This is a genomic window from Mesorhizobium sp. USDA 4775 (genome assembly GCF_054062655.1).
Genome location: NZ_JBSSFM010000002.1, coordinates 12,693 through 27,827 on the forward strand (window position 1 = coordinate 12,693; position 15,135 = coordinate 27,827).

The 15,135-nt window shown below is 57.1% G+C and carries 12 protein-coding genes and 5 pseudogenes; 8 read left to right on the plus strand and 9 right to left on the minus strand.

Translation table 11 applies throughout. The features are described 5' to 3' along the window. Positions 1-134: 134 nt before the first annotated feature. The 3 genes and pseudogenes from ACVILI_RS31825 (at position 135) to ACVILI_RS31835 (ending at position 4,646) form a co-directional block, all read left to right on the plus strand. Entirely contained in the window at positions 135-1,724 is a 1,590-nt protein-coding gene (locus tag ACVILI_RS31825; protein ID WP_038654566.1) for a hypothetical protein, read from the plus strand. A gap of 543 nt (positions 1,725-2,267) precedes the next feature. Further along, positions 2,268-3,596, plus strand: a pseudogene (locus ACVILI_RS31830) (IS1634 family transposase); the annotation flags it as partial. A 69-nt stretch (positions 3,597-3,665) separates the two neighbouring features. After that, positions 3,666-4,646 carry an IS5 family transposase gene (locus ACVILI_RS31835; protein WP_457102752.1) on the plus strand — a complete coding sequence of 327 codons (981 nt, stop codon included), beginning with the start codon at positions 3,666-3,668 and terminating at the stop codon, positions 4,644-4,646. On the opposite strand, the pseudogene ACVILI_RS31840 reads toward ACVILI_RS31835, so the two are convergent. The 9 genes and pseudogenes from ACVILI_RS31840 to ACVILI_RS31880 all read right to left on the minus strand — a co-directional run. Continuing rightward, positions 4,645-4,812: pseudogene (locus tag ACVILI_RS31840) on the minus strand (sigma factor-like helix-turn-helix DNA-binding protein); the annotation flags it as partial. The gene ACVILI_RS31835 and the pseudogene ACVILI_RS31840 overlap by 2 nt on opposite strands. 154 nt (positions 4,813-4,966) lie before the next feature. Next, positions 4,967-5,213: pseudogene (locus ACVILI_RS31845) on the minus strand (IS110 family transposase); the annotation flags it as partial. A gap of 64 nt (positions 5,214-5,277) precedes the next feature. Further along, the gene (locus ACVILI_RS31850; protein WP_051726975.1) at positions 5,278-5,736 is read right to left on the minus strand and encodes a nuclear transport factor 2 family protein; all 459 of its coding nucleotides are present in this window, start codon (positions 5,734-5,736) and stop codon (positions 5,278-5,280) included. 157 nt (positions 5,737-5,893) lie between these two features. Beyond that, positions 5,894-6,138, minus strand: a pseudogene (locus ACVILI_RS31855) (DDE-type integrase/transposase/recombinase); the annotation flags it as partial. A 133-nt stretch (positions 6,139-6,271) separates the two neighbouring features. Further along, positions 6,272-7,252, minus strand: coding sequence for an IS5 family transposase (locus ACVILI_RS31860; protein ID WP_457102752.1), 981 nt, complete (start codon positions 7,250-7,252; stop codon positions 6,272-6,274). Positions 7,253-7,368: 116 nt separating this feature from the next. Continuing rightward, positions 7,369-8,712, minus strand: a complete 1,344-nt coding sequence (rpoN, locus tag ACVILI_RS31865) for an RNA polymerase factor sigma-54 (RefSeq protein ID WP_240565370.1) — start codon at positions 8,710-8,712, stop codon at positions 7,369-7,371. Positions 8,713-8,880: 168 nt separating this feature from the next. Further along, positions 8,881-9,414 (minus strand): peroxiredoxin, encoded by a 534-nt coding sequence (locus tag ACVILI_RS31870; protein WP_038654552.1) that lies wholly within the window; start codon positions 9,412-9,414, stop codon positions 8,881-8,883. 1,084 nt (positions 9,415-10,498) lie between these two features. Continuing rightward, positions 10,499-11,215: an IS6 family transposase gene (locus ACVILI_RS31875; RefSeq protein WP_183465491.1), complete on the minus strand. Its 717-nt coding sequence runs from the start codon at positions 11,213-11,215 to the stop codon at positions 10,499-10,501. 73 nt (positions 11,216-11,288) lie between these two features. Then, positions 11,289-11,570, minus strand: a pseudogene (locus ACVILI_RS31880) (recombinase family protein); the annotation flags it as partial. A 475-nt stretch (positions 11,571-12,045) separates the two neighbouring features. Here ACVILI_RS31880 and ACVILI_RS31885 point away from each other — a divergent pair. The 5 genes from ACVILI_RS31885 (at position 12,046) to ACVILI_RS31905 (ending at position 15,084) form a co-directional block, all read left to right on the plus strand. Next, positions 12,046-12,315, plus strand: a complete 270-nt coding sequence (locus ACVILI_RS31885) for a putative hemolysin (RefSeq protein WP_038654549.1) — start codon at positions 12,046-12,048, stop codon at positions 12,313-12,315. Between the two features lie 25 nt (positions 12,316-12,340). Continuing rightward, positions 12,341-12,649, plus strand: a complete 309-nt coding sequence (locus ACVILI_RS31890; protein ID WP_240565418.1) for an EamA family transporter — start codon at positions 12,341-12,343, stop codon at positions 12,647-12,649. 84 nt (positions 12,650-12,733) lie between these two features. After that, positions 12,734-13,372 (plus strand): CDP-alcohol phosphatidyltransferase family protein, encoded by a 639-nt coding sequence (locus tag ACVILI_RS31895; RefSeq protein WP_038654543.1) that lies wholly within the window; start codon positions 12,734-12,736, stop codon positions 13,370-13,372. A gap of 36 nt (positions 13,373-13,408) precedes the next feature. After that, on the plus strand, positions 13,409-14,188 hold the full coding sequence (locus ACVILI_RS31900) for an NTP transferase domain-containing protein (RefSeq protein WP_240565419.1): 780 nt from the start codon (positions 13,409-13,411) through the stop codon (positions 14,186-14,188). Then, positions 14,185-15,084, plus strand: coding sequence for a GHMP family kinase ATP-binding protein (locus tag ACVILI_RS31905; protein WP_038654537.1), 900 nt, complete (start codon positions 14,185-14,187; stop codon positions 15,082-15,084). Before ACVILI_RS31900 ends, ACVILI_RS31905 begins: the two co-directional genes overlap by 4 nt. Positions 15,085-15,135: the final 51 nt, after the last annotated feature.

A 15,135-nucleotide genomic window follows, 5' to 3' on the forward strand; every position in this document is an offset into this window, starting at 1 on the left:
GCTTAAATCCCGATCATGGCTTTGACCTACTGCGCGTGAAATGCCGTGAGAACTAATCGGGCGGGATTGACGACTCTTTGCGGGCCCATCCTTAAACGTAATTGAATCTGCGTTAACCAAAGTGGAGATCTATAATGAGCCAGGTACATGGTACACAAATAGCGCAGCGGTTCTTGTCCGTGATGAGGAGCACCCAATCCGACGAAAGACTGGAATTCTGCTTTGCCGTCGGTACTATTGTCATTGCCGGAGAAAAGAAGCCGGTGGTGTTAGTGCGGAAGAAAGGCTTGACGAGTCTGCGGCGAACTCTGGAAGATATGCGCTATAAAACTCCCAAAGGTGTTCAGGAGCCCATTGACTTCAAGTTTCTGAGATCTGGTACAGGAAGGATGAACCAAGAGGGCGTCATCGTCGTACGGCTGGCCAAAGGAGGCATGGCCAAATTTATGGCGATCAAGACCCAAATGAGGCGTTATTTCAAGGACCTGAGAGTAAGCCTCCCGGACATACAGGAGGCTGAGCCCCTGAGTGAAGAAGACCTCAACCGATTTGAAATCGCAGCCCAGGCGAACTCTGACGACCTGCCTTCGGATGAAAATCAGGAAGTCGTCAAAGAGAATGTGGCGGAAGGCGCTCCGGAATCTCTCTCTGAAGGACTGAAGCAAACCATAGCCACTTCGGCAGCGTCAATCGCAGCTCACTCCAATCGGATTAGTCGGCAAACGGGGTTAATGCAAACCGCTGAGCTGGGCCCATTGACTAATAAGATCGCCGATTGGCTCAAGGCAATACTGACGGCAACGCCGCTTGAAGAGCGAGAGAATGCCCTCCACAACTTCACTTGCAGGCTGCTATTAATGCTGGCCTACGACGACAATCGGAGAAATCTCCAATATGTGGACGAGGCACCCGATGGCGATGAGATGCAAACAGATCGCCCAACGAAGCCGGATGAAGCGGGCGTAGACGACGGCGCTGAGCGTGAAGCGATCGTCATAGATGGGATCGATCTCGAACGTGTTTCGAAAGACCTGGTCGATCAAGACGAGGTCGTAGAAACCCTGTTCCGAATGACCAAGGCAGAGGCACAAGAGCGACGGCTTCCTTATCCTCTGGAAACCGCGAGCTCCGACAGACTCGCCATGCTGGTGTCGTCGAAATGGCCCAAAGAAGAAGGCAATGCTGCCAACAGGTGCGATATTGTGGAGCGTCTAATTGCCGTGGTGGAGCAGCAGCTGGGCAACGATAATCAACTGATCGCCCTGCTTGGCCTCAATAAGATCGATAAGCTGGAAGAGGATTTCGCCACCACAGTTCGCAGCATGCAAGCTAAATGGCAAGTGTGCCGCGAGGCCGTGTTGGTGCATTGGGAGGACACGAAGAGCAAAATCAACAAGAAGTACGACGTCGAAGCCCTCGGTGGTACCTGGAAGTCTGTCGACGAGATCATCCTGAAGGTCAATGATGCGGTCTCGAACCAGCTTAGCGCTCTAAATGAGCAAGAGGCCGAGCTAAAAGTTGGCGTGATCGCGCGCGGTGAAGCAATTGTTGAATCGATCCTTCACGACCTCAACAGTAACCAATTCATCCAACTGCTTGACAATCCTCCGGCGGCCTTCGCTCCGATACCAATCGGGGAGACGCTGCGGGAAGGAATCGGGAGTGTCGGCAGCGAACTGAAGCGCATCAAAGCCTCTCTCGCCGCGGCCGCACCCGCCGCATAGCCGCTCAAGTAATGCCCTAGCCCGAAAAATTCATGGTGGGTTGGCGGATGTAGTGCAAGCCGTTGAAATAACGTAGGATTTGGTTGCTAAGGCCGATCCGACTCATTTCCCGGAGACCACACCCGCCATGAATGCTCTTACCCTGCCGCTGAGCGGTTTGTCATCAGTGGGCGGCAAGGCCGTCGTCGCCCGTTTCGACGGAGGCATGTTGTCCTCCGGCGTTGTCACATTGCAAACAACGTGACAACGCCGGCGGAATGGGCACGAAGAAGGGGCGGCATGGCACTGTAAAGTTATCAGCGGATTGATGCAGCGATAGCTGGCCGGGACGGCTGTCACGCTGCGGCGAGACACGCGATTTTGTTCCAGATTTGCATGGCCCAACTTGAACAGTTGGACGTGAACGGATAGCGAACACTGTCCGTTAAGCCATTGAATTCATTTGCCTTGAATTTCGGGCGCGAAAATGTGTGGTAACAACATTTGATCTGCTAGCCGCATGTTGTATGGATTTTATGGCATTTATTCGCTAACAACGCTGGCATGTTTGTCGTTGAGAGAGTCGCGCGCGGCCATCGCTATCTCTACCTCGTGGAAAGTGTCCGCGACGGCAAAACCGTTCGCCAGCGCACGATAAAGGCACTGGGCCGCAAGGATGCGCTGGTTGCCAGCGGCGAACTTGACAGATTGGCGGCCTCGATTGCGCGCCATGGCGAACGCAGCCTCATCCTGTCCGACATTGACGCGGGGCGGATTGCCTCTCGCCGCATTGGCGGTCCGCTGTTGTTCGGGCGGCTGTGGCAGCGGCTCGGGATTGGCGATGTGCTGGAAGAGGTGCTGGAAGGGCGCCAGTTCGGCTTTGCGGTGGAACGGGCGGTGTTCATTGGCACGTTGCATCGGCTGTTCGTGTCGGGCTCGGACCGCGACTGCGCGAACTGGATGGCCGATTATGGTATCGAGGGCGCCGAGGGTCTGGCGCTCCATCACTTTTACCGGGCCATGGCGTGGCTGGGCGAGGAACGCGGCGAAAAGGCGCAAGGCGCGCTGGTGGCGCGCTGCGTGAAAGACGTGATCGAGGAAAAGCTCTTCGCGCGCCGGCAGGACCTGTTCACCGACCTCAGCCTTGTGTTCATGGACACAACCTCGTTATCCTTCTACGGCGCGGGCGGCGAGACGCTGGGCAAGCGCGGGCATTCCAAGGACTTCCGCCCCGATCTGGCGCAAATGATCCTGGCGCTGGTCGTTGATGGCGAGGGCCGGCCGATCTGCACCGAGATGGTGCCTGGCAACACCGCTGACGTGACCGTCCTGTTGCCGGTGGTCGATCGGCTGCGAACGCGCTTCGGCGTCACACGCGCCTGCGTTGTCGCCGATCGCGGCATGATCAGCGCCGATACCATCGCCGCGCTCGAAAAGCTGGGCATGGAATACATTCTGGGGGCCCGCGAACGCTCGAGCAGCGTGATCCACAACGTCGTGCTCAATGACACGGCGCCGATGGTTCCGCTCGTTCTCGAGCGCCAGCGCGGTGAAACTCAGTTGTGGGTCAAAGAGGTCAAGTTCGGTAAAGACCGCTACATCGTCAGCCGCAATGACGCCGAGGCCGAGAAGGACAAGGCCGACCGCCAGGCGATCATCGCCGGCCTCGAGGCACAGCTCAAGAAGGGCGACAAGGCACTGGTCGGCAACTCGGCCTACCGGCGTTACCTCAAGGCCAGCGGCAAGAACTTCAAGATCGATGTCGGCAAGCTTGCCGAGGAAGCCCGCTACGACGGTATCACCGTGGTGCGGACCAACGCGAAGGTGACCCCGCTCCAGGCCGTGCTGCGGTATCGCGATTTGCTCGAGGTCGAGAGCCTGTTCCGCGCGGCGTTGTTGCGTGGATCACCCGGCGACTGATATTGAGCGGTGGTTTTCAGTCTCCTGATCCGGATTTCGACGATGCCGCACAAGTTCAATGCCGATCGGCGGGACAAGATTGCCAAGCAGAAATATCGAGTGACGAATTGGCCGGCATATAATGAAAGCCTGCGTCAACGTGGTGATTTGACCATCTGGGTGAAGGATGAGGCCCTGTCTTTATGGACGGCGCGGAGGCGGACATCGCGGGGTGGTCAGCCGAAATACTCGGATCTGGCGATTACGTTGTGCTTGACCCTGCGCGTCGTCTACGGGCTGGCGCTACGCCAGACCCAAGGCTTGATGCGCAGTGTCGCGGCGCTGATGGGGTTCGATATTGCCGTGCCTGACTTCTCCACCCTGTCTCGCCGGAGCAAAGGGCTGGCGTTGCCGTCGACAAAGTCCCGAGCCACAACATCAGGTCCGGTCCATCTGGTTGTCGACAGCACCGGCTTGAAGGTCTTCGGCGAGGGTGAGTGGCTGGAAAACAAGCACAAAACCAAGGGCAAACGCAAAAGATGGCGCAAACTGCACCTTGGTCTCAATCTTGTCAGTGGTGAGATTGTTTGTTCCGATCTGACCGTGGATGATGTCGGCGATCCGACAGCGTTACCAGGACTTCTGGACCAGATCGGTGGCCCCGTCGAGAAGTTCATTGCCGACGGCGCCTATGATGGAACGCCAACCCGAGATCTTCTGGCGACACGCTTTGGTGAGATCGTGGAGGTCATTATCCCACCTCCCAAGACTGCCGTTGCCAGCCCTCAATCGGTGCTGGTTCCATCTGTCCGCGATCGCCATATTGCAGAAATCCAGACCAAAGGGCGGATGGCATGGCAGAAATCCACCGGCTACAACAAGCGCAGTCGCGCTGAGACCCAGATGGGTCGATGGAAGGCTGTGATCGGGCCCAAACTCAAAGCGCGACATTTTGACAATCAGAAGACTGAAGCGAAGATTGGCGTCCGTGTTCTTAACCGGATGACAGAACTTGGCCGGCCCAAGTTCGAGCGCGTTGCATGAAAAATGCAGTGGATAGGGTTGCCTCGTCCAAGTCTGATCCATGCAACAGGGCTCGCCGAAGCGTTTCGCGCACCGTCGAGGGCGCTGCGCCCACACGGTATGAGATCGCCTTGTGGCCAAGGCCCTCTTCAAATCGATATCTCAAAATCTCGCGGACACGCCGCATGGTCAGTCTCTCCGCAGGCATTTCGTTCCTTCCCTGGACAACCCAAAAGAAGAAACATTCCACCAGCAGAGCACCGGCCCAAACACCGCCACCAGGGGACGGTTAATTCTCGGAACGAGGGGGCGACATCATCTCGGAATCGGGAGGCGACTTCCCTTGGAATTTGCACATTGCCTAGGCGGATGCCGAACGAACGAATGGTGTTCTCACGGTCGAGGAACTTGGCCTTCAGATTGCGCCGGTGCGTCAGCAGAAGCTTGGTCCGGTATCAGCTTTCCGACTTGATATGGGCCTGGCGGAACCAGCCGGTGCGCATGATATGGGCGATGCTGAGCGCATCGGGCCTTGTCGGTTTTGTTGCGCTGCGCCGAGTAACTTCTGACATGTCCAATCTTCACACATCTTCCATCGCTCCTTACGACAAAACGAGAAGGTCAGGTAGATTCTACCGGACCCTCGTTCATTTTACATCCCCGGGACGAACATCGGGTTGCCGCTTTTGGTTTGGCTGGCTGGAACCTCCTCCTGAAGAACGTCCCAGTGTTCGATGATCTTGCCTTTTTCAACGCGGAACGTATCGACCGCGATCATCGGTTTGGGACCAAAACCTGTATACCGACCGCGCACCATGACAATGTTCCCGTCGGCAACGACGGCACCCATTTCATATTTGAAGCCCGGCGAAGTGTTGGATACAAATCCCTTGATGACGTCCCTGCCGTTGGGAAACATGGGATTGTGTTGGATATATTTCTGGCTCCAGTATCTGTCGACGACCGCCGGATCGTGATCGATGAAGAGGCCGACAACAGCCCTGATGACCAGTTCCTTGTTTTTTTCAGGACCCGCGTGTGCAGCGACTGCAAGGCTTATGACGGCAACAGCCGCAAATACGCCAGCGCGCATGAAGTTCTTCAAAGACATAGGTTCTCCAATTCAGTTGACTTCGAAATGCAGCTATCCTCAGCTGTGTTGGATCGCCGGGACGAATCCCCACAAATCCTGATCTTAGTTAGAGAATTGGCCAGGCACTGTAAAGTTATCAGTGGATTGATGCAGCGATAGCTGACCGGGACGGCTGTCAGGCTGCGGCTCGACACGCGATTTTGTTCCAGATTTGCATGGCGGCGTTACGCAGGTCTCGATGTTGAGCTGATGACAGCGTATTGCGGGAAAAGTGGAACAGGTTGGCAATCGGATCATGGAAACGAACCGCTGAAGCTGGCGTGCCGACTTGAAGCGTTTCATGATCCTTTCGCGTCGTCGGGTCGGCTGGTGCGAATTTTCCGCTCGATTATTGAGGCCTTTGTGCGACCGGTGTTCGACACCGGGCATGAGGTCGAGCCGGGGACTGTCAGGAATTCCGTGTGCGGGCGGGCTGTTGAACATTATGCAGCCATTGCCCGAGCCCTGTTGCATGGATCAGACTTGGACGAGGCAACCCTATCCACTGCATTTTTCATGCAACGCGCTCGAACTTGGGCCGGCCAAGTTCTGTCATCCGGTTAAGAACACGGACGCCAATCTTCGCTTCAGTCTTCTGATTGTCAAAATGTCGCGCTTTGAGTTTGGGCCCGATCACAGCCTTCCATCGACCCATCTGGGTCTCAGCGCGACTGCGCTTGTTGTAGCCGGTGGATTTCTGCCATGCCATCCGCCCTTTGGTCTGGATTTCTGCAATATGGCGATCGCGGACAGATGGAACCAGCACCGATTGAGGGCTGGCAACGGCAGTCTTGGGAGGTGGGATAATGACCTCCACGATCTCACCAAAGCGTGTCGCCAGAAGATCTCGGGTTGGCGTTCCATCATAGGCGCCGTCGGCAATGAACTTCTCGACGGGGCCACCGATCTGGTCCAGAAGTCCTGGTAACGCTGTCGGATCGCCGACATCATCCACGGTCAGATCGGAACAAACAATCTCACCACTGACAAGATTGAGACCAAGGTGCAGTTTGCGCCATCTTTTGCGTTTGCCCTTGGTTTTGTGCTTGTTTTCCAGCCACTCACCCTCGCCGAAGACCTTCAAGCCGGTGCTGTCGACAACCAGATGGACCGGACCTGATGTTGTGGCTCGGGACTTTGTCGACGGCAACGCCAGCCCTTTGCTCCGGCGAGACAGGGTGGAGAAGTCAGGCACGGCAATATCGAACCCCATCAGCGCCGCGACACTGCGCATCAAGCCTTGGGTCTGGCGTAGCGCCAGCCCGTAGACGACGCGCAGGGTCAAGCACAACGTAATCGCCAGATCCGAGTATTTCGGCTGACCACCCCGCGATGTCCGCCTCCGCGCCGTCCATAAAGACAGGGCCTCATCCTTCACCCAGATGGTCAAATCACCACGTTGACGCAGGCTTTCATTATATGCCGGCCAATTCGTCACTCGATATTTCTGCTTGGCAATCTTGTCCCGCCGATCGGCATTGAACTTGTGCGGCATCGTCGAAATCCGGATCAGGAGACTGAAAACCACCGCTCAATATCAGTCGCCGGGTGATCCACGCAACAACGCCGATCACGAGCAACTTCTGACATGGCCCAGTTCGCACATCTTCATCAGCCGTCGGTTAACTTTACGGTGCCCTTGAGGCCTTGATTGCGCCAAAAGCGTTTTTCCCGGCGCCGCTGTACCGAGGAGGGGATATTCATCGCCTCGCGATATTTTGTGACGGTGCGGCGAGCGAGATCGATGCCGTATTCCTTGAGCCGGTCGGCGATGTCATCGTCCGAAAGCACGTTATCAAACGATTCTTCGGCGACCATTGCTTTGATCCTTTGGCGGACAGCTTCGGCGGAGTGCGCGACATCGCCTTCGGAAGAGGCGATCGCGACAGTGAAAAAGTACTTGAGCTCGAACACCCCGCGTGGGGTTTGCATGTACTTGTTCGACGTCACCCGGCTTACAGTCGACTCGTGCATGTTGATCGCGTCAGCGACCGCCTTGAGTTTGAGAGGCCGTAGGTGGGCGACGCCATATTTCAGGAAGGCATCCTGCTGGCGCACGATTTCGGTCGAAACCTTGACGATCGTCTTGGCACGCTGATCGAGGCTGCGGATTAACCAGGTCGCGTTCTTCAAGCATTCGTTGAGAAATGTCATGTCTTTTGATTTTTTGGCGACTCGGCGTGAAACCTCCTTGAGATAAGTGTGGTTGATCAGCACCTTGGGCTGCGTGTTCGGATCAAGCTCGATCTGCCATCCACCTCCGGGCGAGGGCGTGACCCAGACGTCCGGTACGGTGCCTTCCGGCGCGCCCGAGTGGAATGCGTTTCCGGGCTTGGGGGCGAGCGCACGGATTTCCTGCAGCATGTCGAGAAGATCTTCGTCATCGACGCCGCAACGCTCCTTCAAAGTCTGAAAATCGCGTCGCGCAACCACGTCAAGGTTGGCAATCAAAGCCGCCATGGCCGGGTCGAACCGGTCTCGCTGGCGCAGCTGTATCTCAAAACATTCGCCGAGAGATCGTGCGAAAATTCCCGGCGGATCGAGGTGCTGCAGGATACCCAAAACTCGTTCCACATCGGCCAGCGGGATGTTTAGCTTCCCGGCCAGCTCCGAAGCACTTGCCCCAAGATAACCAGTGTCATCCAGATGACCCGCAAGCACATTAGCAATCAGCCGCTCGTGCGGTGTGAGGGCGGTGAAGGAAATCTGACTAGCGACATGGTCGTGCAACGTTTCGGGTAAAGCGACAAACTCCTCGAAGGCGGTGCTCGATTTCCTTTGCCTGGGCAGATCCCGGGACCCCTTCGGATGCTCCAGAAGGGGATTGTTCTCGAGCTCCTGCTCCACGAACTGATGCAGTTCGGGAATGTTCAGCTGCAGCATGCGAATCGACTCGATGAGTTGAGGCGATAATGCAAGAGACTGTTTCTGAAGTAGGCTGAATGACGATTTCATGGTCACTTGGTATTCCTGTCTAAGAAGCTCTTGACCGCGGCCAGTTCGATCTCTCACAGGTCGACGCTTGCGCGTGACCTTTGAATGACCTCACCGGACGCGCCGCTTTAGAGCTTTGCCCTTGTGCAAGTGTCGTCCAAAACGCAGCTGCACAACTTCGGCACCAGGTCATGCTGCGTCCTTCAATGTTTGAAGGACGTTCTGCGGGGATGAGACGCCATAGGGGTCGGTCTCGCAGTTGTCGGAGAAACCTTCCTCCTCAAACCACTGCTCCACCACGCCATTATTGACCAGAGCCGCGTAGCGCCAGGAGCGCATACCGAAGCCGAGATTGTCCTTGGCAACAAGCATGCCCATTTTGCGAGTGAACTCGCCTGAACCGTCCGGGATCAGCTCGACTTTCTGCAGCCCCAAGGACTTCCCCCATGCATTCATGACAAAGGCATCGTTGACGGAGAGGCAGTAGATCGCGTCAACTCCTTCCTTCTTGAATTCCTCGTAGAGGTCTTCGAAACTGGGGAGTTGGTAGGTCGAACAGGTCGGGGTGAAAGCGCCAGGCAGCGAGAACAGGATGGCCCGTTTGCCGGCAAAGTAGTCGTGGGATGTTCTTTCTTCCCAGCGGTATGGATTGGGGCCCTGGACTGAATCATCGCGAACACGCGTAAGAAACGTGACGAAGGGAACCTTCTTTTGACCGGTCATCAAATTTCTCCGTTAAAGGAAACTGGCACTGGATTCTTGCAGGGGCTGGTGCAATACCGAGCGGCGGGTCTTGTGATGCCGGGCATGATGCCCACGGCGCTCCCGATGCTTTCCCCACTAGGGTGTATGGGAACGGCCCGGCTCCAGATCTTTCTCACCCGAAGGGCATAGATATGAGGGATGAGGGCACCTTCGAGCGCCTCGATCTGTCTTGCCGCGAATACGGCGCCGGAGCCGGCATGGATCACCCACTCCTCATAGCCGGGGTGAATCTCCTGGCAACCGGAAATGACCAGTAGCGGGATGAGCGTATGAGTCGCAAATGTGAGTCTCCACGCCACAGACCGGCGTGGCTGAACTGGTTCAGCGTATTGGCTGGACTTGCCTGTTTCCGGCCGACGTGGGCTCTGCCGAAACTTTGAGGAGCCTCTTGGCCACTGACATGCTGATGCAAACCGATGTCTGGCAAATGCGCGAGCATCATCTGGCGTCTCGGCGTCGGACCCCAGCTGCAAAGCCGCTTCCGAGGACGGATCTCCAAACCGGACGATGTCCCGGTCTTCAGCGAGGACGGCCGCCGTCGGCTTTGTCGATCGTTTGGAGCTTCGCGCGTCAGCCATGGTAGTCGCCTTCTTCGTGGTTTGATGGGCTCTAACCAGAAGAGTGCAAGCGGCATGCCATTCCAAATGAAGCTGCTTCTGCACCAGCGCTATCGCTTCGGGACGACGTCTTCGCCAACCCGGGGCTGCGCGCCAGAGCCGTCACGTCATCACACTGGACAAAAGTCCTGTGTAGAGCGGGTATTCACGCTTCCGGCACCGGCTGGCAAAGGACGGACCAGACAGCGCAAGCCCAGGCAATACCCCGCATCGGCCGGCACAGCGATTGCACAGTGTGTCTGCCCCGGCGTGCTTTTACGTGCGACTAACGTGAACGCAGGCCGGTCGCAGCAATCATCGCCGGCCGCTCTTCGGCAAGCGCCATTGTCCAGAGTCGATGAGGTCGAATTCGGCTCGGGTACATGCTGGAGGGCACTGTAAAGTTATCAGCGGATTGATGCAGCGATAGCTGGCCGGGACGGCTGTCACGCTGCGGCGAGACACGCGATTTTGTTCCAGATTTGCATGGCGGCGTTACGCAGGTCTCGATGTTGAGCCGATGACAGCGTATTGCGGGGAAAGTGGAACAGGTTGGCAATCGGATCATGAATGGAAACGAACCGCTGAAGCTGGCGTGCCGACTTGAAGCGTTTCATGGTCCTTTCGCGTCGTCGGGTCGGCTGGTGCGAATTTTCCGCTCGATTATTGAGGCCTTTGTGCGACCGGTGTTCGACACCGGGCATGAGGTCGCGCCTGGCGGCATCATAGGACCGGAGCTTGTCGGTGATCATGACCCGTGGTGTCCGCCCTTGAGCCTTCAGCAACTTGCGCATCAGACGCTTTGCCGCCTTGGCATTTCGGCGGCTTTGCACCAGCACTTCGAGGACGAAGCCGTCCTGATCGACGGCACGCCAGAGCCACTGCTTCTTGCCATTGATGGCCACCACACATTCGTCGAGATGCCATTTGTCGCCCAGGCAGCCGGCTGACCGTCGCTTGATCTCCCGGGCGAAATGCCGCCCGAATTTCTCCGCCCAGCTTCGAATGGTCTGATGCGTGACGATGATGCCGCGGGCCGCCAACATGTCCTCAACCATGCGCAGGCTGAGCGGAAAGCGAAAGTAGAGCCATACCGCGTGCGCAATGATCTCGGCGGGAAAGCGGTGGCGACGATAAAGCGGATCACGAGCAACTTCTGACATGGCCCATGTTCGCACATCTTCATCAGCCGTCGGTTAACTTTACGGTGCCAGCGAGTGAGCCAAAGATGTTGAACAGCGAGCGGAAAGCGACGCCACGCTCCTTCATCTCGTCGACGATCCGGATCAGATGTGACAGGGAACGTCCGAGGCGATCGAGCTTCCACACCACCAGGACGTCGCCGGATCGAAGCTCCTTCATGCACGCCTTCAGCCCCGGACGATCGTCGCGAGCGCCGGAGGCTTTATCGTGATGGAGATGACGTTCGTCGACACCGGCAGCGATGAGCGCATCGCGCTGCAGGTCGACCGACCGTCGTTCGTCGGCGGACGAAACACGCATGTAGCCAATGAGCATGTACGGCAAACCTCGAATTGGACGTTTTCGTACACAGCCACAATCCGACAGGGTTTGTCGCGCAAAATAGCGGGGTGGTTTGACGGTTTCGCAGGGCCGCCTTGCCGGGTGACGACAATCACTTGTTTTCCGTCAGGCAGGAATGTCCGATGTCCGACGCATGATGTCGAGTGAGCGACATGGGGCTGTTCGACTTGGCTCCTGCTCCCACCATCATTGAAGTCATTGAATATGATATCGAACACCTTGTTCTGAGTCTTTTCCTGCGTAGTTGGCACGATTTTTGAACCTTGAGATGACAGTAGCCGCCGACCGACTTCATGTCGTGGTCGATATCGGGATCACGGAAACAAAGGGAGGAAAGCAGCATGTCAGATCTGCGTCCGATGCGTATACTATCGGAAAAAGGGCGTCACCTGCAGAATCCGGGCGGCAATGGCGAAAGTGTAAGTAAGCTACCCCAAGGGAGATTGCGATGAAAAAAGCCTCGATTTTGGCCGCCGGCCTTGCCTTGATGTCGTCGATGCCGGTTGCCGCCGGTGCCGCCGCGCAAAAACCGGTCGGCATGGCCAATCCGGCATCCGTCCATTGCGGCGAGATCGGCGGGCACCTGGTGATCAGGAAAGACAGAGCCGGCAACGAATACGGCTTCTGCCGGCTTCCCAAAGGGCGCCTCTGTGAAGAGTGGGCGCTGTTTCGCGACAACAAATGCGTCGGGCCAAAGGCGGCCATGCACGGCAAGTGATGCGCACGCTCTATAGGGTGAGATGATGTCCGAACCACCTTCGCATCTTTGGCCCGGCGTGCCGCTCGCCCTCGGCTCGGCTGCTCTGTTCGGCGCGACACCGCCGCTTTCCAAGCTGCTGCTCGATGCCGTGAATCCCTTCATGCTGGCCGGGCTGCTCTATCTCGGCGGCGGTCTCGGCCTCGCTCTCTATCGCTTGCTTCGCGGCAAGCAGGCGGCGGCCGGTGAAGCGCAACTGGCCGCCCGGGATATCCCCTGGCTGGCGCTGGCAATCGGCATGGGTGGCATCCTCGCGCCGGTTTGGCAGTTGCCACCGCGACAGCCGACTACATGAGCGGCAGATGAGCATCGTTTGTTCAGCTGGGACCCGACAATGGAAGAGCACCGATCATCGCCAACGAGGCTACGAGCAACAATCATGACCAACGCATCTTCGATGGAACAAGAACGCCGCCAACCCATACTGGGAATTCTCCTGGATCCGCCGAACGCGATAACGTTCGTCGGAGCTCTTTCAGCGATGTCCGCATGCGCGATGGCAGTGATGGGTCAATACAACATCGCCCTGGTATGCGTTCTCTGGAGTCACCTGGCAGATTCGTTGGATGGTCTGGTTGCCCGCAGGATGCACCATCGCCAATCAGGGATGAGCGATGTCGGAAAGGCGATGGACGCGCTGGGAGATTTCCTATCCGCTGGTGTCTTTCCCTTGATCTTTCTCGCTTCATTGGGTGAGGCAGCGCCATTCCCGACGTTCGCCGGACTACTGATCTGTGCCGCGGGCATTTTGCGGCTGAGCTACTTCGAAGCGTTCGGACTGTCTGGAGGCTCTTTCGTAGGAGTGCCGCTGCCCCACAACATCCTCGTATTCGTCCTGTCGTACTACCTCGGCTCCCAAATCGTAGCGGATCACCTGATCCCGCTTATGGGGGCCGTTGCGGTCATCATGAGCGGGTTACATCTCTCATCGATCCGATTTCCAAAGATGAATGTGACTTGGATTGCCCTTTCGGCAGTCTTCATTACCGCGATGAGCGCTCTTCTCGTTCTTCAGTAAACAATTGTCTGAAGATCAGTTTCTATGGAGTTTTACATGCCAATAAAGACAGCGGTAATACTCGCTGCAGGTCTGGGAACCAGGCTTGGCGATATCACGAAGCATTCCCCAAAGGCCTTGGTAAAAGTCTGGGGCGAACCGCTTATCGTTCGATTGTGCAATCAGCTGGTGGACGCTGGGATCGAGGAGATCGTCGTGGTCGTCGGTTACATGCGTTCTAACATCATGAGCACTTTGGGAGCGGCCCATCGAGGAACGCCGATCACCTATCTTGAGTCGGACAATTTTGCATCGACCAACAATGTGACATCGCTGGCCAAGGCGGCGTCATACCGGCGGCCGTTCCTGCTTTGTGACTGCGATGTCCTGCTGGAATCCCTGCCGGCAGAATGGCTGGTCGAACACGGTCGCGGCCTGGGGGTGCCGGTACGGATGCTCGGCGTCGACGAAGTCGGCACAGTGATGCGTCTGATCGAGGGCGAAAGATGGGAAATGCGCGTGAAGCGGCGAGGAGACCCCAGCCACGACGGCGAAATGAAGTCGCTTAGTATTTATGCGATCTATGAGAGCTCCCTTGCGTCGACATTGCTGGATCGTTGCGTCGCGGCAGTTCAGAATAATGAAATCAACATCTACTACGAGGATATTCTGAGCCGAATCCTGCCGGACTTCACCGCGGCCGCGATTGATGTTGACGCAGCCGGCCTCCGGTCATTCGAGATCGACACCCCTCTTGACCTCGCTGAAGCAGAGGAATTCCTGTCGGTTCGCACTATCCAGCCAGCAGCGATCAGCGCGGGAGGGCGCACGCGATGAACGCGACGACCTCACTGGCAATTGGACATCACGGTGAAATCCTGCAGGGGGTGTTTCGAGACGATAGCCGTCGCCTGCATCGAGGCTTGGTGTCGCTGCCCTTTGCGCATCGATTTTCCATTGCGCGTGTCAGACCGTCTTCAGATCGGGGCATGACTGTCGTTCCGGACTATAAGAAGAAATCATTGGCCGCTGTGCAGGTGCTCTGCCGCGAGCTTGGATATGTCGGTCCAGGATTCGAGCTGAGCATCCGATCAAACATACCCGAGGGATATGGCCTAGGTTCCTCAACAGCCGACATCGTCGCAGCGCTGCGAGCGGTCGCACGGTTTCTCGGACACCGCCTGACCGCGCGCGCGGAATTTCGTATTGCGGTTGAAGCCGAAACTGCCAGTGACAGTACGATGTTTACGGGGCCCGCGCGGCTTGTGTGCCACCGCGAAGGGACGGTGCTTGAACGGTATGTAGGCGGGCTGCCTGCTTTTTCGTTGCTGAGTGTGAATGTCGCTCCGGATGATCCCGTCGATACGCTTGCCTTTCCTGCTGCGCGATACACCGAGGACGAGATCGAGGAGTTCGACCGCCTCCGCATCATGATGCGGCGCGCTATCTCGAAACAGGATCTCTCCTTGCTGGGAGAAATTGCGACGCGAAGCTCAGTTCTCAACCAACGGCAATTGCCGCAACCACACTTTGACGAAATCCGCGAAATAGCGCGCCCGTTAAAGGCGGCCGGCGTCCAGGTAGCACACAGCGGTCGGATGGTCGGCATTATGCTCAGTCCGAAAACCTCGATAACGGACCCGTGTTTCATCTCTGCCATGCAGCAGCTGATCGATCTGCACCTCCTACCGGAGTTCTACTCGGCAAATCTGTGTGAAGCCGGCAAGAAGTAACAAAACAAATATCTGAGTGATGTCGATCCGGCGTCACGCATCAGGATCAGT